The sequence below is a fragment of the Afipia sp. 1NLS2 genome (assembly GCF_000178995.1).
In the GTDB taxonomy this organism is placed as follows: domain Bacteria; phylum Pseudomonadota; class Alphaproteobacteria; order Rhizobiales; family Xanthobacteraceae; genus Afipia.
Genome location: NZ_ADVZ01000003.1, coordinates 60,224 through 82,994, shown reverse-complemented (window position 1 = coordinate 82,994; position 22,771 = coordinate 60,224). Strand labels below are relative to the sequence as shown.

Below are 22,771 nucleotides of genomic sequence, written 5' to 3'. Positions count from 1 at the left end.
ACGCAGGCCGCCGGGGGCAACGGGCGCGCCCACCCGTAGACATAAGTGGTGAATAAAATCTCATTGCGAAGACGCAGCTTCTTTCACATCGGGCGCCGGCGTCTGGGCGCAACAGCCGAGACGGTCGAGCAGGCCGCACAATTTCGCGGCCTCCACGTCCGACAGCTTGGAGCCGACGTGGCGCTCGATCGCGATGGAATAAGCCTCTCCCATTCTCTTTTGCAGATCGCGTCCGGCATCGGAGATTTCCACGAACAGGCCGCGCTTGTCGTTCTTGCACTCGCGCCGCGCCGCAAGTCCCTCATCGACCAGACGCTCGATCAGCCGCGAGGTGGAATATTGCGGCAGCAGCATCTGTTTTTCGAGTTCGACCGGGCGCAGTTCGCCACCCGGCGCGCGCGACAATTCCAGCAGCGCCTCATACCAGGCGAGCGGCGGAAATCCGGCCTTCTTCAGATCCTGCTCGACGGCCTCGAGGACACAACTGCGCACCCGCATCAGGCGCAGCCATGCTTCCGTCACTTCGTCGGACGGGCGGCGCGCCGTCAGGCCGTTGCCATCGCTTGGGCGTGAAGATTTATGCAAATGCATCCACCTTGGCATTCATGCATCTGCATTAAGCCACGCCGGTGCAATTGCCAAGCGGCATGCGCTTTCCCGGCTATCTCCTGCTGCCGCGTAAACTTTTCCGCATCTGCACACTCCTCCTTAACCCGTTGTTTACCCTGACACGGAAAAGTCTCGCCTGAAGCAGTCTGTCTGCGCCGGAAATTCGTTTGTTTCTTCAAAGGGCGTAGCGACTGGAGACGGCAGGAAACCGGCGTCGGGTACCGGACAGGGCATGGCATTTCATCAATCATGGGGCGCTGAGGGTCTCGACCCTTCCGTCAGGGAACGCGGCACAAGCGCCACGCAGCGCACCGGCGCGCCGGGCGACTGGATGAATGCACCCGCCCAGCGCCAGCTTTCGCCGCATGAGACGCGCGACATCGCCGAAATCCACCAGCGGCTCGATTCCATCGCCCGTCAGGTCGAACAATTGTCCCAGCACCCAGCCGCGCGCGGCGAAAACGGCGTGGCGCGGCAACTCAACGACGCGATCTCGCGGCTCGACGCCCGGCTTTCGCATATGTCCGCGCCATCCCAACAGGTCCCCACCACCGCCGCGCCGCGGATGGCGCCGCCCGCGCCGACGCGCCCGGCAGGACTCGACCTGTCGATCGCGGAAATCATCGCCCGCCAGGGCGAACTCGATGGTCCAAGCCCCGCGCAGGAAGCGCTGAACCGCAGCGCGCCGAATTTCGTTCAGGCGCCGCCGATGGCGCCCGCGCCCGAACACCCTGGTTTCCTCAACATCGAGCGCCAGATCGCGGGCCTCACGAGCCAGATCGAAACGCTGCGCCGCCCCGATGGCATCGAACAGTCCATCGCCGCGTTCCGCTCCGAACTCGCCGAAATCCGCCACGCCATCACCGAGGCGCTGCCGCGCCGCGCGATCGAATCGCTGGAAGGCGAGATTCGCTCGCTCGGCCGGCGGATCGACGAAACGCATCAGACCGGCGGCGATGGCGCGGCTCTTGGCGCGATCGAGCGCGCTCTCTCCGAAATTCGCAGCGAATTGCGCTCGCTCACGCCGGCGGAACAGCTTGCCGGTTTCGACGACGCCATCCGCAACCTCGGCGGCAAGATCGACACCATCGTCCGCTCAAGCGGCGATCCCGCCACGCTGCGCCAACTCGACGAGGCGATCTCGGCGCTGAAGACCATCGTCGCCAACATCGCCTCGAACGAAGCGTTGGCGCAGTTGTCCGAGAATGTCCGCACGCTGTCGCTGCGGGTCGACCAGTTGTCGCAGAGCGGGCACAGCGACATGTTCGCAGCCCTCGAACAGCGCATCGCCGCGTTGACCACAACGCTGGAGCAACGCGAGCGCCCGGCAGCCGATACCGGCCATTTCGACAAGGCGGTTCGCACGATCTCCGATCGTCTCGACAATCTGCAGGTTGGCGGCGATGCCGCGTCGACATTCGGCCATGTCGAACAGCGTGTCGCGCATCTGCTGGAGCGGCTGGAAGCCTCGGAGACCCGTCCCGGCAATCTGAACCGCGTCGAAAGCGGCCTGTCCGAGATCATGCAGATGCTGCAACAACGCGGAGGCGACGCAGCCCCGGCATCAGCCGCGCCCGCGATGGACTCCGCCTTCGTCGACGCGATCCGGCGCGAATTGTCGGACATGCGCCAGAGCCAGGTGGACACGACCCGTCACACGCAGGATTCGCTGGAGGTCGTTCACAACACGCTCGGCCATGTGGTCGACCGCCTCGCCCAGATCGAAGGCGATCTGCGTCAGGGCCGTTCCACGCCTGCGCCTGCTCCCGTTCCGCCACCTGCGCCGTCACGGCCTGCAGCACCGCCGATTCCACCGCAGACACGGCCCGAGTTGCCGAACCCCGCGTTGCTGCAGAGCGCCGCTCGCCCAGTCACGCAAATGCCTGCGAAAGCAGAGCCGATCCCGTCCCAACTCCCCAAGGAGCCTGCATCCGTCGTCAACGCGGCTCCGTCGCGCCCTGCGCGTTCTCCGATCGATCCCGATCTGCCGCCCGACCATCCGCTGGAGCCGGGCAGCCGCAACAACGCACGGCCGTCGGCGGCGGAACGCATCGCCAGTTCCGAGAATGCGCTACGCGATATTCCGCCCCCAAAGGGGCCGGTCAGCTCGTCGAATTTCATTCAGGCCGCACGCCGCGCCGCTCAGGCCGCACAGGCCGGCGAAGCCAAGCCTGCGTCCAAGAAAGCCAACCGCGTCACCGCGCTGAACGATGCGGCGCGAGCTGTCGCGAACGCGAAAGAAACATCACCCGATACGTCCCGCTCGTCGCGGGTGCGGGCGCTTCTGGTTGGCGCCAGCGTGTTCGTGATCGTGCTCGGCACCTTCAAGATGGCGAGCAATCTGTGGCACAGCGGCGAGACGGGCCGCTCCGCGCCGGCGATGGAATCCCATGCCGTGTCGCCCGCGCCTGCAGCATCGCCCGCACAGACTCCAGACACGGACGACAACACCACACCAGCACCCGAACAATCGGCGCCGCCTGCTCCGTCGATGACGTCGCCCACGCCGATCGACAAGCAGTCGATGAACGCACCGGCCACGACGCTGCCGAGCTGGGCTTCCAGCCCGTCCATCACACCGGCGGCACCACCCGCGCAGCCTGCGAATGCCGACATCACCGGCTCGATCCCGTCTGTCAGTGGTGTCGTCGCGCCGCTGCCGGAGGCCATCGGCGGTCCGGTGCTGCGCGCGGCAGCCCTCAAGGGTGACGCGAGCGCCGCCTATGAGATCGCCCTGCGCTATGCCGATGGGCGCGGCGTGACCGCGAATTTCGAGGAGGCTGCGAAATGGTACGACCGCGCGGCGAAGGCCAACCTCGTGCCTGCACTGTTCCGCCTCGGCACGCTGTATGAAAAGGGCCTCGGCGTCCGCAAGGATATCGACACCGCCAACCGCTACTACCGCGCGGCTGCCGATCGCGGCAATGCCAAGGCGATGCACAATCTCGCGGTGCTGGAAGCCGATGGCGGCGGCAAGCCGAACTACAAGGCCGCTGCCTACTGGTTCCTGAAGGCCGCCGAGCATGGCGTCGCCGACAGCCAGTTCAATCTCGGCATCCTCTACGCGCGCGGCATCGGCGTCGAACAGAACCTCGCCGAATCCTACAAATGGTTCAGCCTCGCTGCCGCGCAGGGCGACACCGATTCCGCGCACAAGCGCGACGACGTTGCCAAGCGGCTCGACCCGGCCTCGCTCGCCAAGGCCAAACTCGCGGCACAGACCTTCAAGGTCGAGCAGCAACCGAGCGATGCGATCCGGGTCGCGACGCCGCCGGGCGGCTGGGACGCCAAGCGCGTGCAGAAGACCTCAAGCAGATCGGCCAAGCCCAAAGCCGCGAAACACTCGACGATCTGATTCGCTTGAAAACGCTGCAGGATGCTCACAGCATTCCGGCAAACATCGCGGCCACACAAACGGCCATCGCGACGGTCGACAGCCAGCCTAGCCAATAAAGCGCGCCGCCGACGAGGAACCGGCCCATCACATCGGTGCGCCGGACCATGACCATCAGCAGCACCATCACCGGCACCGCAAGCACGCCGTTGACGACCGCGCTCCAGTACAGCGCCGCGATCGGGCTGATCGGTGTGAAATTCAACACGATCCCGATTCCCGCCGACAGCGCCAGCACTGAATAGAACGACACTGCTTCCTTTGGCTTGCGCGCGAGACCGACCGGCCACTTTCGTCCCTCGCCGATCGCATAGGCCGCCGAGCCTGCCAGCACAGGCACGGCCAGCAAACCTGTGCCGATGATGCCCAGCGCAAAGATGACTTCCGCGAACGCGCCCGCGACCGGCCGCAGCGCCTCCGCTGCCTGCGCGGACGTCTCGATGTCGGTCTTGCCGCTGGCGTGCAGCGTCGCCGCCGCCGTCATGATGATCGCGAGCGCGATGACGGTCGAGAATACCATCCCCGCGACGGTATCGACCCGGATACGATGAAACTCCGCCCGCGCGCCATAATGCTTCTCAGCCAGCGGTTTCTTGCGGGCATCGATCCGCTGGTCCTCCGCCTCCTGCGAGGCCTGCCAGAAAAACAGATAGGGTGAGATCGTGGTGCCGAGGATTGCAACCAACGTGGTGAAGAATTCGGACTTCCACTGGAGCTGCGGAATGACGAGGCCACGCAGCGCCTCGCCCCACGCAACATGCGCGAACGCCAGCGCGCCGACATAGGCGAACAGACTCAATGTCAGCCATTTCAGCACCGCGCTGTAACGCCGATAGTCGAAGAAGATTTGCGCGGCGACCGAGACGACGCCGAAGCCCACGACATAGACGATGGCTGGTCCGCCGATCAGTAATTTCAGCGCGTCCGCCATCGCCGCGAGGTCAGCGGCGATGTTGATCGTATTCGCCACGAACAGCAGCGCCACGACAACGTTGAGGACAAGGGCCGAGTAAAACCGGCAGGCATTACCGGCGATGCCATGGCCGGTGACGCGCCCCACCCGTGCTGAAATCTCCTGGATCGCCACCATCAGCGGCAGCGTCAGCAGCATCGTCCAGGAAATGCTGTAGCCGAGTTGCGCGCCGGCCTGGCTGTAGGCGCCGATGCCCGAGGGATCGTCATCCGCCGCGCCGGTGATGAGACCGGGGCCAAGCGTTTGCAGAAAGCCGCGAACGCCGCCCGGCACCCCGGGCTGTTTGGGCGCAGGCGTCTGTCTCTTGCTGTCGATATGGTCTTTGGGATGCGTCATGCCCCGCCTCACCTGACAAGCACAGCCTATCCTTAAAGTTCCAGCCGTCAGGCCTTGCGCGCCACCGCGATCAAGCCCGGCACAGGCACATCGCTCTCCGTGCGCGTGGAAGCTTCCTCGATACTGCACAGCACAAGCCCGGCCCCCATGATTGCGTCGCGCACATGCACCGTGCCGTGCGCGTAACGCAGGCCCGCGCCGATCACAACGCCGTCGCCGGGATGCGTCTCGGTGGTGAACGCGACCAGCCCGTTCGGGCGCAGCACCCGCGCGACTTCCTTCAGCGCCGGAGCAAGATCAGGCAGATAGATGATCGCATCCGCCGACAGCGCGAGATCGAAGGCGGCATCTGCCTCTCCCTTCAAACCCTCGACCATGTCGGCCACTTCCAGCCTTCGATAGAGGCCGGTGGCTTCGGCTTTCGCGATCATGCCGGGCGACAGATCGATCCCGACGAAGGCATCGACATTCTTCTCGAAGGCGCGCGCGGCCAGGCCGGTGCCGCAGCCGAGATCGATCGCGGATTTGAAGAAGGCGGGCCGCTTGATCCCACGGCAGGCCGACAGCACGGCTTTCAACAAGAGGCTTGGGCCCCGGTAACTGAGGTTGTTGAGAAGCGCGTCCTCGAAGGTCGGTGCGTATTGATCGAACAGCGAGCGTACATAGGCCGGCGGCATGTCCGACACCTTCTCCACGCCAAGGCGTATCAGCCGCAATTTGGCACCGTGGCGATCCTGCGGGTCAGCCTCCTGCGCCTTGCGATAGGCCTGGATCGCCTCGCCATGCAGATTGAGTTGCTGCTTCAATTCGCCAAGCGCGAACCACGCCGACGCGAAATTGGGCGCGCGCTCGACCGCCTGCGCCATCAGATCGGCCGCACCGGCAATGTCGCCGCGCAGTTGCAGGTCGCGCGCGAAATCGTAGCGGCGGTCGGCGATCAGATCACCCGATGACAGGAAAAGCGGCGCGGGCATAAGGGCCTCGGAAATGGCCCCCTCTATAGCTTGACCGCGCGCCCGGCAACAGATCACGGCAGCTCGATTCTATCGCAGGCGATACGAAACCACCGGCTACCGGCCGTGAGACCGTAAGGTGCCGCCGGATTAAATTCAGGAAAGCTACCGCCTTCCCCCACGCCCTCCATTGACGGCAGTGCTTTGCGGCCCCACCTGCGCCAAAGTGTGCTAAAAGCAGCACACACGGATTCTGGAGACGGCAATGCAGAACGAAGCGAAGGAATTACCGGCACGCGACGATCAGTTCTCCCGCTTTCTGGGAGGCTCGCCGCTCGCGGTGGTGCTGAGGCTCATTCTGATGTCGGTTCTGGTCGGCATCGTTCTCGCCGCCATCGGCCTCGATCCCTGGAATATCGTCGAGAGCCTGCGCCGCCTCGCGGACTGGATCTGGAATCTCGGCTTCGATGCCATCAACAGCCTGTGGCGCTACTTCATCCTCGGCGCGGTGATCGTCGTCCCGCTGTGGCTGTTGTCGCGGCTGTTCGGCTCCAGGCCGCGCTGAGGTCGCCACCGCACATTCTTCCGCCTGAACGCATCTCATGAACGACCAGCTTACGCATGGCCGGGTCTTTGCTATCGCAGGGCCCGCGATGCTCGCGAACCTGACGACGCCACTGCTCGGCATCGTCGCGACCGGCGTGATCGGGCAACTGGGCGAAGCGCATCTGCTCGGCGGCGTCGCCATGGCGTCCGTGGTGTTCGACTGCATGTTCTGGCTGTTCGGCTTCCTGCGCATGAGCACGGTGGCGCTGACCGCGCAGGCGCTTGGCGCGGATAACCCGCTTGAAGTCCGCGCCACGCTCGCGCGCGGCCTGCTGATCGCGATTCTCTCAAGCGCCGTGCTGCTCATCGTGCAGAAGCCGCTGGCCGCCATCACCTTCGATCTGATGGGCGCGAGCGGGCCGGTGACGGAGGCGGCGCGACTCTATTTCGGAGTGCGGCTGTGGTCGTCGCCCTTTCTGCTCGCCAACTACGCATTGCTCGGCTGGCTGATCGGGCAGGCCCGTACCGGCTGGGCGCTCGCGATTCAGATCGCGATCAACCTCGTCAACATCGCCGCGACCGTGGTTCTGGTGATCGGACTGAAACAGGGGGTCGCGGGCGCAGCCCATGCCGCGATCATCGCCGAAGCCTGCGGCCTCGTGTTCGGGTTGACGCTCGCAGCGCGGATGCTCGGCCGCGCCGGCTTTCGCATTCCGCGCGCGGTGGTATTTGAGCGCGCCAAGCTCACACGGATGATGGCGATCAACCGCGACATCTTCATCCGCACCCTGGCGCTGACCGGCGCGTTCCTGTTCTTCACCGCGCAGGGCGCACGCGAGGGCGACGTGGTGCTCGCGGCCAACGCGGTGCTGAACAATTTCGCGCTGATCGGCTCGTTCTTTCTCGATGGTCTCGCCACTGCCGCCGAGCAGCTTTCCGGCTACAGCCTCGGCGCGCGCGACCGCACCCGCTTCCTGCGCACCACGAAGCTCGTGCTCGGCTGGAGCATGGTGTTTGCCATCGCCGTCGCGCTGGCGCTCGCACTGGGCGGTCCTGCGCTGATCGACCTGATGACCGCGAGCGCCGACGTGCGGGAGGCCGCGCGCACCTTCATGTGGCTCGCCACACTGGCGCCGGTCTGCGGCGTGATGGCCTATGCCTTCGATGGAATTTACATCGGCGCAACCTGGGCGCGCGACATGCGCAACCTGATGCTGGCGTCTCTGGCGCTGTATTTCGCGGCGTGGGCGGCGCTGCTACCACTCGGCAATCACGGGCTGTGGCTCGCGCTTCTGATCTTCCTGCTGGCGCGCGGATGCTTTCAGGCACTGCGCTACCGCGCGCTGCTGAAAGCCTCCTTCGCAGGAACGCTTACACCGGCCAATCTTCCGCGGTGATCATGGCGGCGTCCGCGCCGACGATTTCCGACAGCGATTCCCTGCCCGTTCGCCGCAACGTCGACAACAGATCGGTCTTGATCGCCTCGACAAGGCCAAGCCCCTTGTACACCAGCGACGAATACAACTGAATCAGCGAGGCGCCGGCGCGAATCTTCATCAGCGCGGCCCCGCCGGAATCGATGCCGCCGACGCCGATCAACGGGAAGGCGCCTTCAGTGCGCACATAGGTCTCAGCCACCATGCGCGTGGAGAGACGCAGCAGCGGCCGCCCCGACAGTCCGCCCTGCTCCAGCGCCAACCCGCGCTCGCGCAACGTATCGGGGCGCGCCAGCGTGGTATTCGACACGATCATGCCATCGACGCCGCGCGCGCGCGCGATATGCACGACATCGTCGAGTTCGGACAGCGTGAGGTCCGGCGAAATCTTCAGCAGCAGCGGCACCGCGCCCGCCTCGGTGCGCGCGCGATTGCGCGCGTCGATCACTCGCGCCAACAGATCGTCGAGCGCGGAGGCCTGCTGCAAATTGCGCAGGCCCGGCGTGTTCGGCGACGACACGTTGACGGTGAAGTAGCTCGCGACCGGCGCGAACATGCCGATCAGCTTGACGTAGTCGCCGGTGCGGTCCTCGGACTCCTTGTTGGCTCCGAGATTGACGCCGACGATGCCGCCGCGCCCGCGCCGCGCGTTGAGATGGCGCAGTGCCACCTCGGCGCCCTCGCTGTTGAACCCCATGCGGTTAATGACACCGGCATCTTCTTCGAGACGGAACATGCGCGGCCGCGGGTTGCCAGGCTGCGGCAGCGGCGTGATCGATCCCACCTCGACGTAACCGAAGCCGAGCCGCAACAGCGCATCCGGCACCTCGGCGTTCTTGTCGAAGCCCGCCGCCATGCCGATCGGGTTCGGAAAGTCGAGTCCAAAGGCACGGGTCGCCAGCCTTGGGCTGTCCGCCTTCGCGCGCGGCATCGGAAAGCTGCGCAGACCCTTGATCGCCAGCCGGTGCGCATCCTCCGGATCGAGTTTGCGCAGCAGCGGCAGCGTCAGGTGGTCGAAAGCACGAATCACGTCAAATTCTCCGGAAGCCGGTGCAGGCCGTCTGCGCCCACCGCCAGCGTGGCAATATTGTCGGCGGCGGCCGGATCGAGGTCTCCGTACAAATGGGGAAACAGATCGCCGCCACGCGAGGGCTCCCACCTCAACGCCGTACCCAGCGCATCGGCACTCACCGCGATCAGGAATAAATCAGCCTGCCCGGCAAAGTGCTTCGCCAGCGTGCCGGGAACCTGCGAGGCTGTGGAAAAGTGGATGAATCCATCCCGCACATCGTCCGGGCTGCCGCGATAGACGCCCGCCCGCTCAGCTTCCCGCCAGGCCGGTGCCGGACAGATTTTATAGATGGTCCGCACGGCGAGTTCCGGGAGTGCTTGAGTTCATTATTGTTTTTGATGCCGCCACCCTAGCCATGGCGAACCGCGACTTCAAGACTTGACGTTGGACATGTGGCGCAAGGCTGAAATGCAACGTCCAGCTCATTGCACAAGCCGCCCAATAAAGGTAATAATTCCTATAATCGAAACCCCGCCGAACGGTTCGACGATGCTGACACACGATCAAATCTGGACGGCGCTCGACAGGCTGGCGGCCCGCGCCGGGCTGTCGCCTTCGGGCCTCGCCAAGCGCGCGGGCCTCGATCCCACCACCTTCAACAAGTCGAAGCGCGTGACAAGCGATGGCCGCGAACGCTGGCCTTCGACCGAGTCGGTCGCGAAGGCGCTGGCCGCCACCGGTATCAGCGTCGACACCTTCGTGCATTTCATCGAAAGCTCGTCGCGTTCCGTGCAGGTGCCGCTGCTGGGTTTCGCCGAAGCGGGCAGCGGCGGCTATTTCGACGATGGCGGCTTTCCGGTCGGCAAGGGCTGGGACGAGGTCGGGCTGCCGTCCGTCAACGACGAGCATGCCTATGCGCTGGAAATTTCCGGCGATTCGATGAAGCCCGCCTACCGCGACGGCGATGTGATCGTCGTCTCGCCGAGCGCGCCGATCCGGCGCGGTGACCGCGTGGTGGTCAAGACCAAGGACGGCGAGGTGATGGTGAAGGAATTGCGCCGCCGCACCCAGAAGGTGATCGAGCTGCAATCGCTCAACCCCGCGCATTCCGACCGCACGCTGCCGACCTCCGAGATCGAGTGGATCGCGCGCATTCTGTGGGCGAGCCAGTAGCGCTCACGCCACCAGTTGCGCAACGATGGCATTCAATACTTTCGCTGCGTCGTGCGGATTAAGCCGCACCTGCAACCCGCGCTGTCCGCCATTGATGTAGACGAGGTCCTGCGCCATCGCCTCTTGCTCGATGGCCGCACGCGGCGGCTTCATCTGCCCGAACGGGCTGATGCCGCCGACCTTGTAGCCCGACAGCCGTTCGGCGTCGGCCGGCTTCATCATCTGCGCCGACTTGCCGCCGAAGGCAGCAGCGAGCTTTTTCATCGACACTTCACGATCGGAGGGCACGATGACGCAGACCGGTTTGCCATCGACCAGCGCCATCAGCGATTTCAGCACGCGCGCGGGCTCCTCGCCGATCGCCTCGGCCGCCTGCAGGCCGATGCGATCGGCACTGCTGTCGTACTCATATGTGCGCACTGAGAAGGCGACGCCCGCCTGCTCCAGCATTCTCGTCGCGCGCGTGGCCTTCGACATGACGCAGGGATCAGGCGCTGCGCGCGAGCGCCGCGTCGATCATCGTCATGGCATTGGCGAGGCCGTAGACCGCGACGAACGAGCCGAAGCGCGGGCCCTTCTCCTGCCCGAGCAGCACCTGATAGAGCATGTTGAACCAGTCGAGCGACACGCCCGGACGGCCATCCTTGCCCTTCTTCACCGGATCGAGGAACGGCTCGCGCCGCCCGATCTCGTAGACGACATTCTGGATGTCCTCGGCGGACGCGTCCGCAGGCAGTTGCGATAGCGCATCGCGCAGGTCCTGCAATGCCGCGCGCTCGTTCGCACTCGGCTCGCGGAATTGTTTCGTCGGCGCGACAAAATCGCGATAGTAGTTGATCGCGTAGCCGACCAGCGCGGCGAGCTTCGGGTGGGTCTGCGGCGTGACGCCGGGACGGTAGCGGCCGATGAAGCCCCACAGCGTCTCGGCATTCTCGGCGTTCGACGACGACACCAGCGTCAGCAGCAACTGGAACGTCACCGGCATCTCAGAGGCCTGCGGCCTGCCCGCGTGGATGTGCCACACCGGATTGCCAAGCCGCTGTTTCGCGTCCTGCCGCGCGAAGCCATCGAGGAATTGTTGATACTCGTCGACGTTGCGCGGGATCACATCGAAATACAGCCGCTTCGCCGCCTTTGGCTCGCGATACATGAACAGCGACAGCGATTCCGGCGAGGCGTAACGCAGCCACTCATCGATAGTGAGCCCGTTGCCCTTCGACTTGGAAATCTTCTGGCCCTTGTCGTCGAGGAACAGTTCGTAGTTAAAGCCTTCCGGTGGCGTGCCGCCGAGCGCGCGGCAAATCTGCCCGGACAGCTTCACCGAATCGATCAGGTCCTTGCCGGCCATTTCATAGTCGACACCGAGCGCAACCCAGCGCATCGCCCAGTCCGGCTTCCATTGCAGCTTGCAATGCCCGCCGGTGACCGGAACGGTGACACGCTCCTTCGTCTCGGGATCGTCGTAAGAAACCGTGCCAGCCTTCTTGTCGTGCTCGACGATCGGCACCTGCAACACCACGCCGGTGCGCGGACAGATCGGCAGAAACGGCGAATAGCTCGCGGCGCGTTCCTCGCGTAATGACGGCAGCATGATCGCCATCACCTTGTCGATGTTCTCAAGCACCTTCAACAGCGTCGCGTCGAACCGGCCCGAGGTGTAGTACTCCGTCGACGACGCGAATTCGTAATCGAAGCCGAAGGTGTCGAGGAAGGCGCGCAGCCGCGCATTGTTGTGCGCGCCGAAGCTGTCATGGGTGCCGAACGGGTCGCGCACCTTCGTCAGCGGCTTGCCGAGGTCCTCTTCGAGCATCTCCTTGTTCGGCACGTTATCCGGCACCTTGCGCAGGCCGTCCATGTCGTCGGAGAAGGCAAGCAGCTTCGTCTTGACCTTGTCTTCAGTCAGCACGCGGAAGGCATGGCGCACCATCGAGGTGCGCGCGACCTCGCCGAAGGTGCCGATATGCGGCAGGCCCGAAGGGCCGTAGCCGGTCTCGAACAGAACTTCGTCCTTCGGTTTCTTCTTCAGGCGATTGACGATCTGTTTGGCCTGCTCGAACGGCCAGGCATTGGATTGCTCGGCAACCGCACGCAGGTCGCTCGCCGACAGGTCTTCAAATCGCGTGATCGTCTCCGACATCTTCACTCCGCTGCACGCGAGCCAATCCCGCGCACCTTTATTTTCTCTCAGAACGGGCTAACGGAAAAATAGCGCAACCACAAATCAGTGTAGCGGCCTTTTTCCCAGACCCGGAACATGGCCCAGTTCAGTGCCTGACGCAGCACATCGTTGCCTTTCTTGACGCCGATGCCGATGCCCTCACCGAAATAGCGGCTCTCCACGAACGGTCCGCCGCTGAACGCGCAGCACCCCGCTGAATCGGTGCCGTTGATCCAGAATCCGAGCGAAATCGCGTCACCGAAAATCAGGTCGACCTCGCCACGGCGCAACGCCGAACGCATCGCATCCTCGGAGGGAAAGCCGACCGCGAGCGCATCGGTAAAGAGCGCTTTCAGATACGCCTCGTGCGCCGAGCCGGAAATGACGCCGACCTTCTTGCCTGTCAGGTTCTCCGGCCGCACATCGGCCAGAACCTCGCCTGCACGGGAGACGAAACGCGCAGGCGCACGATAATAAGGATCGGTGAAATCGAGCTTGGTGCGGATATCCGGCGTCATCGCGATCGAAGCGATCACCGCGTCGCCGCGCCCGGTGTTGATGGCATCGACCAGCGTCTCGAACCGCCGCATCTGGATGGTGCAGGGCACCTTGATCTCCTCGCACAGCGCGCGCGCGAAATCGACGTTGAAGCCTGCCGGGTTGCCGTCCGGACCGGTGAAGTCGAACGGCGGATAGTCGGTTTCCGTGAGGAAGCGGATCATCGTAATGCGCGACAGGTCCGGCCGGTCCGGCCGGCGGCGCGGGTCCCAGAAACCCGGCACGGCCTGGGGGGCTGCCGTCACAGCCGACTTCACCGCTGGTTGTGCGATGGCCTCAGCACCGAGCGATCCCGCAATGAAAATGCCGAGCAAAATCGCGCGCATCGTCCGGCTTAAGCCTTTCGGCCAGCCGCTCGATCTTTCATTGCCGGAAATTACCATCTGTGATTGCATTGGGAAGCATCCGCGAGGGGGTCTTATAGACCATCCGGCGGCGGAGGCGAGCGGCGTTTGAGTGGCAGCGTCTGGGGGGCGCATGGCTCCGATCTCCGGTCATCCGAACGACATGGCCGGACCGGGGCGGAAAATACGCCGCCGGCGCCCCGCATGGCCTCCCTCCGGACTTCTCGCTGACATCTTCAAACGCCCGCGCGCCCAGCCCACTGCCGCGCGGCCCCGGCGCGAGACCGGCCACCCATTTGAACTCGATTGCCTGCACGATGTCCTGCCGCCCGAAATCCTCGCAGAAGCCGCGCGTTGCGCCGCGCTGCTTGGCGTCGGTGCCGATCAGGTCCTGATCCGCCGCGGCATCATCACGGAAGCGGAATATGTGCTCCGGCTGGCGCATCATTGCGGGCTCGCCGTCGAGGATTTTCGCAATATCTCACGCGCCGACTGCCCGTTGAGCGACGCGCAACTGCGCTATGCCGCGCAGCACCGCCTGCTGCCGCTCGAGCGGCCTGACGGGCTTTATCATGTCCAGGCTCCGCTCGGCCTCGCTGCACGCCGGCTCGCCGCGTTGTGCGTGCGGCAGGCACGGCCGCGCATCCGGCTGGCCACGCGCGCCGCGTTCGACCGCTATCTGATGCGCCACGAGGCACTCGCTTATGACGCAGCCGAAGGCCTCGCTCTGCAAATGCCCGAGATGTCATGCGCGCCGATCCATCGCGACGGCGGCAGCAGGATGCGGCGCTACCTGCTGCACCTGCTGGGCCTCACCGGCCTCTTTGTCCTGGCGCCCGTTCTCATCATGCAGCTCTGCGGCGCAGTGCTCGCGATCTGGTTTCTGCTGTTCAACAGTCTGCGCCTCGCGGGCTCCTTCGCGGGCAACAAACGACCACACCCGCTCGACCGCCTACCCGACGAACATCTGCCGGTCTACACCGTGATGGTGGCGCTCTATCGTGAAGGCCGTTCCGTCGCGCATCTCTTACATGCGCTGGCGGCGCTGGATTATCCACGCGAGAAGCTCGACATCAAATTGCTGCTGGAAGCCGACGACCGCGAAACACAGGCCGCCATTGAGCGTCTCAATCTTCCGCCGAACGTCGAAATCCTTTTCGTGCCGCCATTCGGGCCGCGCACCAAACCGAAAGCGCTCAATGCCGGACTGCCGTTCGCGCGTGGCGACTTCGTCGCCGTGTTCGATGCCGAAGACAGGCCCGATCCCTCACAACTCCGGGCTGCGCTCGATACCTTCCGCCGCAACGGCGATGACGTCGCCTGCGCGCAGGCCAGCCTTTGCATCGACAACAGCGCCGATAGCTGGCTCGCCTGCATGTTCACCGCCGAATACGCAGGACAGTTCGATGCCTTCCTGCGCGGCTTCTCGCAATTCGGCCTGCCTTTGCCGCTCGGCGGATCGTCGAACCATTTCAGGACCGCGATCTTGCGCGAGGTCGGGGGATGGGACGCCTATAACGTCACCGAGGACGCCGATCTCGGATTCCGTTTGGCGCGGTTCGGCTATCGCGCGGTGATGTTCTTCTCGACGACCTATGAGGAGGCCCCGGCCCGCGCGGGCGCATGGCTGCGGCAACGCTCGCGCTGGATGAAGGGCTGGATGCAGACCTGGATCGTGCACATGCGCTCGCCGCGGCGGCTGATCCGGCAAAGCGGGCCTTCGGGATTCCTCACGCTCAACCTGCTCGTCGGCGGCAATGTCCTCACCGCGCTCGCCTACCCCGTGCTGATCGGCGCCTGCCTTCTGGAGCTCGGCTTCAGCGCAGCCGGCAGCACGGAGATCGAGATGTTCTCCGGACCGTTTGTCGAGCTGCATTTCACAACCATCGCCGCAGGCTACCTATCGACCATCGTCGTGTGCCTGATCGGCCTCGCGCGCCGCAGGCTTCTGCATCATGCATGGGTGTTGCTCCTGACGCCGCTCTATTGGGCCTGCCTCTCGGTCGCGGCATGGCGGGCGCTCACACAACTCCTCCACGACCCCTATCACTGGGAAAAGACCGAGCATGGGCTCGCGCGCCATTCGCGGCTCGCGGCGCGTTCAGCCCGGCGTCATGCCAAGGACCTTGAAGACGTCGCGCAAGAACGAAACGTCAGAAATAGCGCTTGAGATCGGTAGCCGCCTGCTGCGGCGTCTGCTTCAAATTGAACGGCACGACGAACCGGCCCTCGCGATCCAGCAGATAGACCGCTGCGGTGTGGTCCATGGTGTAGTCGCCGTCCTTCAACGGCACCTTCTTGGCGTAAACACGATACGCCTTGATCATCTTGGCGATGGCTTCGGGAGAACCGCTCAGACCCTTGAGGTGCGGATCGAAGCTCTGCAGATAATCCTTCATCACGGCGGGCGTATCGCGCTCCGGATCGACCGAGACGAAATAGGCGTTGATGCGCCCGGCATCCGGCCCCATCGCGCGCAGAATTTCCGATATTTCAAACAACGAGGTCGGACAGATATCCGGACAATGCGTGAAGCCGAAGAACATCAGCGTCGGCTTGCCTTGCAGGTTCTTCTCCGTGACGGTTGCGCCGGTCTGGTCCGTCAACTGGAACGGGCCGCCGATCGACGAGACCGGAGTGCTGCTGCGAAATCCGCCGACCAAAAAAAGAACACCCATCAACCCGATTGCAAGGCTGATGGCGAAGGCGGCGATGACGACGCCCGGTCGCGTTGAACTCGTTGCCATAGGAACCTGAAAACCTGAAATGCTGACAGGGTGGGCTGCCGATCCCGTTCAAATAGCCATGAAAGCACCTACGGGCAAGCAAACCGCTCGCGTACGAGCCATGCAGCGATCACATCATAGCGAGGCAAAATACCGCCAGAACGGCATCACCGGGCTCCTGCGGAGGCGTGCGCGTCCATATAGCAGGGCTTGTACATCGACGTCAGTTGGTGGCCGCGCAGGAAGATCATCCGTGGCTTCAACCCGCCATGCCGCGCGATCCAGTGGCGGATCGAGGCCGGGTACATCTTGTAGAGCATGTGGGTGGCCTCGACATTCGTGACCGGCCGCCCGCCCGCGCCCGGATCCCACGCGGCATGAAAGCCAAGGCTGGCGCGCGAGGTGACGCAGATGCGGTCGTGCGGAACCGCGCCGAGCACAATGGTACAGGCCGAGGCGCACAATCCGTCGATCACCACGGTTTCGCCCGATGTTCGGAGATTCTGATACTTGTCGACATAAGTACCGATGCGTCCGCCGCGATCATCGGCGATGCGGACCACCGCATGGCTCGCAGTCAACCCGGCCAGCAACAACACGCCCGCCAACAATCCGGTCACGAATCTCATCGTCGCGTCCCCCGCCCGGCTGTGTCACCGAGGCATCGACAGCGTGTTGCGAGTCCGGAGGTTTGTCCAGATCGGCCCTCTTAGATGCAGATGATTTCAATGCGGTGTTGCATGGCGGATGCAGTTCGGTGGAACTGCGTGGCCAAAGCGTCACTGCGGGAACGCAGGACGATTGGAGCGGGCGAAGGGAATCGAACCCTCGTATGCAGCTTGGGAAGCTGCCGTTCTACCATTGAACTACGCCCGCGAAGTCCGTTCCACCATCGCCCAACCGCTCGCCTTTTGCAACGACACGGAGGTGACGTTAACCAAACGCGCCTTTAGACAGGAGCGCGGAAATGCTTGGAGAGCTTCAGCCCCTGGCCCTGATAGTTCGAGGCAATGCGGGTGCCGTACAGCGTCTGCGGCGGCGCCAGCATCTTCTCGTACACAAGACGTCCGACGATCTGGCCGTGTTCGAGAATAAAAGGCACTTCGCGCGAGCGCACCTCCAGCACGGCGCGCGATCCCTGCCCGCCCGCGCCCGCATGACCGAACCCCGGATCGAAGAAGCCCGCATAGTGCACGCGGAATTCGCCGACCAATGGGTCGAACGGCACCATTTCGGCGGCGTAGTTCGGCGGCACCTGCACGGCTTCTTTCGAGGCGAGAATGTAGAACTCGCCGGGATCGAGAATGAGGCTATGGTCCGGCCGGGCGCGGATCGGCTCCCAGAAATCATCGACGGCGTAACCGCCGCGCCGGTCGATATCGACGACGCCGGTGTGGCGCTTGGCGCGGTAGCCGACGAAGCCATCCGAGCCCTCGCCCGAGAGGTCGACGCTGACCGCGACGCCGCCGGCAAGATCGGCATTCTCGCAATCGACAAGATGTTCGGCCTGATGCAGTGCCTCGAGTTCGTCGTTGTTCAACTGCGGCATACCGGTACGGAAGCGGACCTGCGACAGGCGCGATCCCTGCCGCAGCAGCACGGGAAATGTCTTCGGGCTGATCTCGGCATAGAGCGGGCCATGATAGCCCGCGCCGATCATGTCGAAGCGGCGCGTGCCATCCGCGATCACGCGGGTGAACACATCGAGGCGGCCGGTCGAACTTTTCGGATTGGCGGACGCCAGAATCGAAGGCGGCAGCGCCAAGCTCTCCAGCAGCGGCACGATGTAGACGCAGTTGGTCTCCAGCACCGCGCCGTCGGAGAGATCGACCTCGTGCAGTTTCAATTCGTCGATCCGCTCCGCGACCGTGACATCCGGCCCCGGCAGAAAGCTCGCGCGCACCCGGTAGGCCACCTCGCCCAGCCGCAGGTCGAGGCTCGCGGGCTGGATCTGGCTCTCCACGAACGGAAACGCCGGCAGGATCAGGCCGTCTTCTTCCATGGCCGCGATCATGCGATCGGGCAGAATACCGTTGGCGTTGGCTGGGAGAGAGAAGGCCAAATCCGGTCCCCTCGGGAGTGAGCTATGCATAGAACTTTACCCCGTTATCCGATGGGTTGCTTGACGGAAAGGGCCGTGCGGATTAAGCCTCGGACTTATCCCGTGGTGATTTGGGCCGGCCGGCTTGCAGCCACGTAAAATAAGTCGCTAAACAGGCCGCGGACCTTGTGCCCCCGGCCGTTGGATTTTTTCCAGGCCGGTTTTTTGCGTCTTGTTTCCAAGCGAGACGCTATTGGAGGTCCTGATGTCCGACACAAAGAACGCCCTGAACTCATCCCGCTACCGCCCTGAAACCCGCCTTGTCCACGCCGGAACGATCCGTTCCGACTTCGGCGAGATGTCGGAATCGCTGTTTCTGACCCAGGGCTTCACCTACGAGAGCGCGGAGGAATGCGAGGCGCGTTTCAAGGGCGAGAAGCCGGGCTTTCTCTATTCGCGATTTTCCAATCCGACGGTTGCGATGTTCGAGCAACGCATGGCCGCGCTGGAAGGCGCCGAAGCCGGGCGCGCCACCGCGACCGGCATGGCCGCGATGACCACCGCCATGCTCGCACCACTTCAGGCCGGCGATCACGTTGTCGCGGCAAGAGCGCTGTTCGGTTCGTGCCGCTACGTCATCGAAACACTGCTGCCGCGCTACGGCATCACCTCCACGCTGGTGGATGGCCGTGACCTCGACGCCTGGCGCAAGGCGATGCGTCCCAACACCAAGACGCTGTTCCTGGAGAGTCCAACCAATCCGACGCTCGAGGTGGTCGACATCGCGGAGGTAGCAAAGATCGCCCATCAGGGGGGCGCCCGCCTCGTGGTGGACAATGTGTTCGCAACGCCTCTTTACCAGAGCCCGCTCGAACTCGGCGCGGATGTCGTTGTCTATTCGGCGACCAAGCACATCGATGGACAGGGCCGCTGTCTCGGCGGGGTCATCCTGTCGACGCAAGAATTCATCATGGAGCACATCCATAATTTCTTCCGCCAGACCGGGCCTTCCATGTCACCGTTCAATGCCTGGGTGCTGTTGAAGGGGCTTGAGACGCTCGGCGTGCGCGTCAAGGCGCAGACCGAAAGTGCGGCGAAGATCGCCGACATCCTCGCCACGCATCCGAAAGTGACGCGGCTGATCTATCCGGGCCGTGCCGACCATCCGCAGGCCGATGTCATCAAGAAGCAGATGCGCGCAGGCTCGACGATGATCGGCTTCGAGGTGAAGGGCGGCAAGGCTGGCGCATTCCGCGCCCTGAACGGCTTCCAGGTCGCGCGCATTTCCAACAATCTCGGCGACTCCAAGAGCATCGTCACTCATCCCGCCACCACCACGCATCAGCGTCTGACGCCGGATGAACGCGCCGAACTCGGTATCGGCGACGGGTTCATCCGCTTCTCGGTCGGCCTCGAACACGTCGACGACCTGATCGAGGATGTTCAGGGCGCGCTGGAGAAAGTCTGAGGCAAGCTCGCCGCCATCAAAAAAGCCCGCCATTTGGCGGGCTTTTTCACGACCTCACATCGGCCTGAAGCTCATGACGCTTCCCGGCCTCTCGGTGCCGGGTTCGGCTTTGGCTTCTCCGACCGACTTGATGATGGTGTCGCCGAGCAACTGGGCGAAACAGGCATATCCCCAGTCGTTCATGTGCAGCCCATCGGAGATCGAGAAACTCTCGAACGGCAGCTTCTCGTCCTCATGCCACTGCCGCATCACTTCGAAGCGCGGGAAGACCGAAGCATGACGCAGCCGTCCGACTTCGCGGATCAGCTTCACCATCTTGTTCGCGCCCTCCTTCTTCGCGGTCACGGCGGGCACATATTGCGGATCGATCAGCACCACGTCGGCGCCTGTGGCCTGTATCCTGGCGACGCCGGCCTCCACCATCGCGGCGAGGCCCGATGAATCCTCACCGCGCACCACCGTGTTCGTACCGAGCTGCCAGATCACGAGATCCGGATTTGAATCGAGCACGCTCGACTGCAACCGCTGGACCATCTGCGGCACTTCCTGACCACCCATGCCGCGATTGATGACGCTGATGCGCGCCCTCGGATATTTCCGCCGAAGCTGTTCGGCCAAGCGACTCGGATAGGTATAGGTGGACGACGTCGTCCCGTAGCCTGCGGTGGACGACGATCCTAGCGCCACGATGGTGATCGGCTCTCCCGCGTTGAGCTTGCGCGCCACGCGCGGCAGCGAGGCGGAGACCGCACCAGCGCCTTTCGGCGGCAGGCACGGAATACGCGTGAGAACATCGCCGGCCCGGCTCGCAGCATTTTTCGCGGCATCAATCGCCTTGCCGGGAAGGCTACGCTTTGCAGGTACCACATCGGTTGTCGCCGACGTCGTCTCTGACTGCGCGGACATCTCGCCCGCGGCAAGACACGGCGCGCTCGCAAGAATACCGAAAAGCCCCACAGCGACGAGCAACTTGCGATGGCGCTGCCGCATCGTCAGCGCACCCCGAGCTCGGACGGGTTGATATGGGCGGCCTCGATCACGAGCTTGGACAGCGCGCGCCCAAGGCAATTATGCACCCGCGCGGCAACGCCGATGCTGTGGGCCTGCGCGAACAGGTCGAAATCTCCCGCCTCGCTCCAGGCGCGCATGATCGAAAAACGGTCGAACAGCGGCGCACCGTGCTCCTGCGCCACGACACGGATCGTATCGTTGTAGTTGGTCGCCGCCAGCACCGTTTCCATGCGCGGACTGAATTGCAGATTCATCAGGATCACGTCGGCATCCGCCTTCTGCAGAGCGGCAAGGCCGGTATCGAGCGCTGCGCGAAAATCGTCCGGGTCGATTGAGCGCATCGCGTCGACGGTGCCGGTCTGCCAGACCACCAACGTCGGTGTCGGCTTCCGCTCCTGCATGATCTTCTCGACCTTCCCGGCGACATCCGCGGCCGTCTCCTTGGGATGAAGTTCGGTCGTCACGCTGATCTCGATGCCGGGCAGCTTGCTGCGCAGCGCCGCCTCGAAGCGCGTGGGATAGGAACTTGCGGCGCCGTCCGGCCCGCTCAACGCGGAGGAGCGGCTGCCGATCACCAGCACGCGAATGGGCGACCGCGCCTTGAAGGCCTCCGCAACCTTCGGCAGCGTTGCGTCGGTGCTGAGCAGATAAGCGGGCACGGAGCAGAAATGGTCATCGTCGGCCACGGCCGGCGTCACCGCCAGCCAGGCCAGAACCGCCACTCCCGCGATCCGCACGATATTCATCAATTACTCCCGACCATATCGGCACTGACTGCCAAAACGGGCCGTTTACCGCTCTTGTTCACTTCGGCTTTGTACCATGACAGCAGCCACGCCGCGCAGGACATGATGACCAAACCGATCATACTAATGACGAAATGCAGCCCTGCCCCGCCCGAGGTTTCCGCCAGGACGAAGTGACCGGCGAAGGCCAGAAACACGCCGATGCAGAAAATTTCCAGCGAATGCTGCCCGCACAGGATAATCGGCCGCAGCCATGGAGATTTCAGCCCCGGCCAGTCCTTCCGCAGGAAGTAGACCGTGACCGCCGCGAGCGCGAGGAAGTGAGCGAACCGCAGCACGTCAAGATCGGTCTTGTTGATCGGATACATCCAGCTTTCCAGCCACCCCGGCAGATAGCCGTGCAACTGCGGAACATGCCATGTCAGCGTCACGTAGAAAGCGAACAGCAGATAAGCCACCGCCAGCACGAGCGTGACGCGCGAAGCGAGGATCGGCGCCATCCGCTGCGCCCCGCCCAGCGCGCACCATGCGCCGAACACGAACAGCAACTGCCACGCGAACGGATTGAACACCCACACCCCGTTCGGGTAGGCAGGCAAGGCAAAGCCGTACTGCCAGGTCAGCGCATAGAGGAGGACCGCCAGCGCCAGGGTGACATCTGGGATGCGGCGCATCAGCCACAATACGAACGGCAGGAACAGCATCAGCACGATATAAAGCGGCAGCACGTCCATGTTGACCGGCTTGAACTTCAAAAGCAGCGCCTCCATGATCGTGGTGTCTGGATGCTTGAGAAAATCGAGGATTCCCATTTCCTCCGAATAAAGCGGGTTCTCGAAGCTGGTCGCGATGTAGGAAATTTCCGCGAGATAGATCATGAACAGGAAGACGTGTGCGACGTAGATTTGCCAGACCCGCTTGAAGATGCGCGCGCTCGAAATGATGAAACCGCGCTCGTCCATCGCCCGGCTGTAGACGAAGGCGGCGGTATATCCCGAAATGAAAATGAATATCTCGGTCGCGTCGGAAAAGCCGTAATTGCGGATGGTGAGCCAAGTCAGGATGTTCGGCGGCAGATGATCGATGAAGATCAGCCACAGCGCGAGCCCACGAAACAGATCGAGCCGCAATTCGCGCTCACCCGCTCCCACCGGAAGAACGATTTTTCCGGCATCCCGTGGGATGATCTTGGGTTCGGGCGCTGAGGTGGTCAGGGTTGTCATCGGCTCGAACCGTTCAGGGAAACGCGCGACAGACATCGCTGCAGGATAGAGATTCCGCAAGCAA

General features: G+C 63.8%; 20 protein-coding genes, 1 tRNA gene and 1 riboswitch. Of the genes, 6 read left to right on the top strand and 15 right to left on the bottom strand.

Annotated features, from left to right (window positions below; translation table 11 throughout):
- Positions 1–60 precede the first annotated feature (60 nt).
- On the bottom strand, positions 61–591 hold the full coding sequence (locus AFIDRAFT_RS11815) for a MarR family winged helix-turn-helix transcriptional regulator (RefSeq protein ID WP_009339649.1): 531 nt from the start codon (positions 589–591) through the stop codon (positions 61–63).
- A gap of 250 nt (positions 592–841) precedes the next feature.
- Here AFIDRAFT_RS11815 and AFIDRAFT_RS11810 point away from each other — a divergent pair, with 250 nt between their 5' ends.
- Positions 842–3,964 carry a tetratricopeptide repeat protein gene (locus AFIDRAFT_RS11810; protein WP_009339647.1) on the top strand — a complete coding sequence of 1,041 codons (3,123 nt, stop codon included), beginning with the start codon at positions 842–844 and terminating at the stop codon, positions 3,962–3,964.
- 25 nt (positions 3,965–3,989) lie between these two features.
- Here the strand turns inward: AFIDRAFT_RS11810 and AFIDRAFT_RS11805 are convergent, their stop codons facing one another.
- Positions 3,990–5,312: an Nramp family divalent metal transporter gene (locus tag AFIDRAFT_RS11805; protein WP_009339644.1), complete on the bottom strand. Its 1,323-nt coding sequence runs from the start codon at positions 5,310–5,312 to the stop codon at positions 3,990–3,992.
- Between the two features lie 47 nt (positions 5,313–5,359).
- A complete protein-coding gene (locus AFIDRAFT_RS11800) occupies positions 5,360–6,286 on the bottom strand; it encodes a class I SAM-dependent DNA methyltransferase (RefSeq protein WP_009339642.1) in 927 nt (308 codons plus the stop codon).
- Between the two features lie 244 nt (positions 6,287–6,530).
- Between AFIDRAFT_RS11800 and AFIDRAFT_RS11795 the strand changes: the two genes are divergently transcribed.
- Both AFIDRAFT_RS11795 and AFIDRAFT_RS11790 read left to right on the top strand, forming a co-directional pair.
- Positions 6,531–6,830, top strand: a complete 300-nt coding sequence (locus AFIDRAFT_RS11795; protein ID WP_009339640.1) for a DUF6460 domain-containing protein — start codon at positions 6,531–6,533, stop codon at positions 6,828–6,830.
- A 37-nt stretch (positions 6,831–6,867) separates the two neighbouring features.
- On the top strand, positions 6,868–8,208 hold the full coding sequence (locus AFIDRAFT_RS11790; RefSeq protein WP_009339638.1) for an MATE family efflux transporter: 1,341 nt from the start codon (positions 6,868–6,870) through the stop codon (positions 8,206–8,208).
- On the opposite strand, the gene AFIDRAFT_RS11785 is transcribed toward AFIDRAFT_RS11790, so the two are convergent.
- On the bottom strand, positions 8,183–9,277 hold the full coding sequence (locus AFIDRAFT_RS11785; protein ID WP_009339636.1) for a quinone-dependent dihydroorotate dehydrogenase: 1,095 nt from the start codon (positions 9,275–9,277) through the stop codon (positions 8,183–8,185). The genes AFIDRAFT_RS11790 and AFIDRAFT_RS11785 overlap by 26 nt on opposite strands.
- Positions 9,274–9,618 carry a DUF952 domain-containing protein gene (locus AFIDRAFT_RS11780; RefSeq protein WP_009339634.1) on the bottom strand — a complete coding sequence of 115 codons (345 nt, stop codon included), beginning with the start codon at positions 9,616–9,618 and terminating at the stop codon, positions 9,274–9,276. The genes AFIDRAFT_RS11785 and AFIDRAFT_RS11780 overlap by 4 nt, the downstream gene beginning before the upstream one ends.
- Positions 9,619–9,808: 190 nt before the next feature.
- On the opposite strand from AFIDRAFT_RS11780, the gene AFIDRAFT_RS11775 reads away from it, so the two are divergent.
- Positions 9,809–10,432, top strand: a complete 624-nt coding sequence (locus AFIDRAFT_RS11775; RefSeq protein WP_009339633.1) for a S24 family peptidase — start codon at positions 9,809–9,811, stop codon at positions 10,430–10,432.
- Positions 10,433–10,435: 3 nt separating this feature from the next.
- Here AFIDRAFT_RS11775 and ybaK read toward each other — a convergent pair whose 3' ends face one another.
- Genes ybaK through AFIDRAFT_RS11760 form a run of 3 tightly spaced genes read right to left on the bottom strand, consistent with a single transcriptional unit; the run spans position 10,436 to position 13,543 of the window.
- Positions 10,436–10,909, bottom strand: coding sequence for a Cys-tRNA(Pro) deacylase (ybaK, locus tag AFIDRAFT_RS11770; protein WP_009339632.1), 474 nt, complete (start codon positions 10,907–10,909; stop codon positions 10,436–10,438).
- Positions 10,910–10,919: 10 nt separating this feature from the next.
- Complete coding sequence (locus tag AFIDRAFT_RS11765; RefSeq protein WP_009339631.1) at positions 10,920–12,569, bottom strand: lysine--tRNA ligase; 1,650 nt, start codon at positions 12,567–12,569, stop codon at positions 10,920–10,922.
- 47 nt (positions 12,570–12,616) lie between these two features.
- Positions 12,617–13,543: a transporter substrate-binding domain-containing protein gene (locus AFIDRAFT_RS11760; RefSeq protein ID WP_009339630.1), complete on the bottom strand. Its 927-nt coding sequence runs from the start codon at positions 13,541–13,543 to the stop codon at positions 12,617–12,619.
- Between the two features lie 82 nt (positions 13,544–13,625).
- On the opposite strand from AFIDRAFT_RS11760, the gene AFIDRAFT_RS11755 reads away from it, so the two are divergent.
- Positions 13,626–15,662, top strand: a complete 2,037-nt coding sequence (locus AFIDRAFT_RS11755) for a glycosyltransferase (protein WP_009339629.1) — start codon at positions 13,626–13,628, stop codon at positions 15,660–15,662.
- Here the strand turns inward: AFIDRAFT_RS11755 and AFIDRAFT_RS11750 are convergent.
- From AFIDRAFT_RS11750 to AFIDRAFT_RS11735, 4 genes are all read right to left on the bottom strand, one after another.
- On the bottom strand, positions 15,646–16,239 hold the full coding sequence (locus tag AFIDRAFT_RS11750; RefSeq protein WP_009339628.1) for an SCO family protein: 594 nt from the start codon (positions 16,237–16,239) through the stop codon (positions 15,646–15,648). The genes AFIDRAFT_RS11755 and AFIDRAFT_RS11750 overlap by 17 nt on opposite strands.
- A gap of 146 nt (positions 16,240–16,385) precedes the next feature.
- Complete coding sequence (locus AFIDRAFT_RS11745; RefSeq protein ID WP_009339627.1) at positions 16,386–16,847, bottom strand: hypothetical protein; 462 nt, start codon at positions 16,845–16,847, stop codon at positions 16,386–16,388.
- A gap of 173 nt (positions 16,848–17,020) precedes the next feature.
- Positions 17,021–17,094 (bottom strand) — tRNA-Gly (locus tag AFIDRAFT_RS11740).
- Between the two features lie 73 nt (positions 17,095–17,167).
- Positions 17,168–18,310: a 2'-deoxycytidine 5'-triphosphate deaminase gene (locus AFIDRAFT_RS11735; protein WP_009339626.1), complete on the bottom strand. Its 1,143-nt coding sequence runs from the start codon at positions 18,308–18,310 to the stop codon at positions 17,168–17,170.
- A 62-nt stretch (positions 18,311–18,372) separates the two neighbouring features.
- A riboswitch (SAM riboswitch) is annotated at positions 18,373–18,452 on the top strand.
- Between the two features lie 72 nt (positions 18,453–18,524).
- On the opposite strand from AFIDRAFT_RS11735, the gene AFIDRAFT_RS11730 reads away from it, so the two are divergent.
- Complete coding sequence (locus tag AFIDRAFT_RS11730; protein WP_009339625.1) at positions 18,525–19,727, top strand: O-succinylhomoserine sulfhydrylase; 1,203 nt, start codon at positions 18,525–18,527, stop codon at positions 19,725–19,727.
- Positions 19,728–19,781: 54 nt separating this feature from the next.
- Here the strand turns inward: AFIDRAFT_RS11730 and AFIDRAFT_RS11725 are convergent, their stop codons facing one another.
- The 3 genes from AFIDRAFT_RS11725 to AFIDRAFT_RS11715 are packed head-to-tail and all read right to left on the bottom strand — an operon-like array spanning position 19,782 to position 22,707.
- A complete protein-coding gene (locus AFIDRAFT_RS11725; protein ID WP_009339624.1) occupies positions 19,782–20,717 on the bottom strand; it encodes an SGNH/GDSL hydrolase family protein in 936 nt (311 codons plus the stop codon).
- A gap of 2 nt (positions 20,718–20,719) precedes the next feature.
- Positions 20,720–21,484, bottom strand: a complete 765-nt coding sequence (locus AFIDRAFT_RS11720; RefSeq protein ID WP_009339623.1) for an SGNH/GDSL hydrolase family protein — start codon at positions 21,482–21,484, stop codon at positions 20,720–20,722.
- Positions 21,484–22,707: an OpgC domain-containing protein gene (locus tag AFIDRAFT_RS11715; protein ID WP_040298430.1), complete on the bottom strand. Its 1,224-nt coding sequence runs from the start codon at positions 22,705–22,707 to the stop codon at positions 21,484–21,486. Before AFIDRAFT_RS11715 ends, AFIDRAFT_RS11720 begins: the two co-directional genes overlap by 1 nt.
- Between the last annotated feature and the right edge of the window lie 64 nt (positions 22,708–22,771).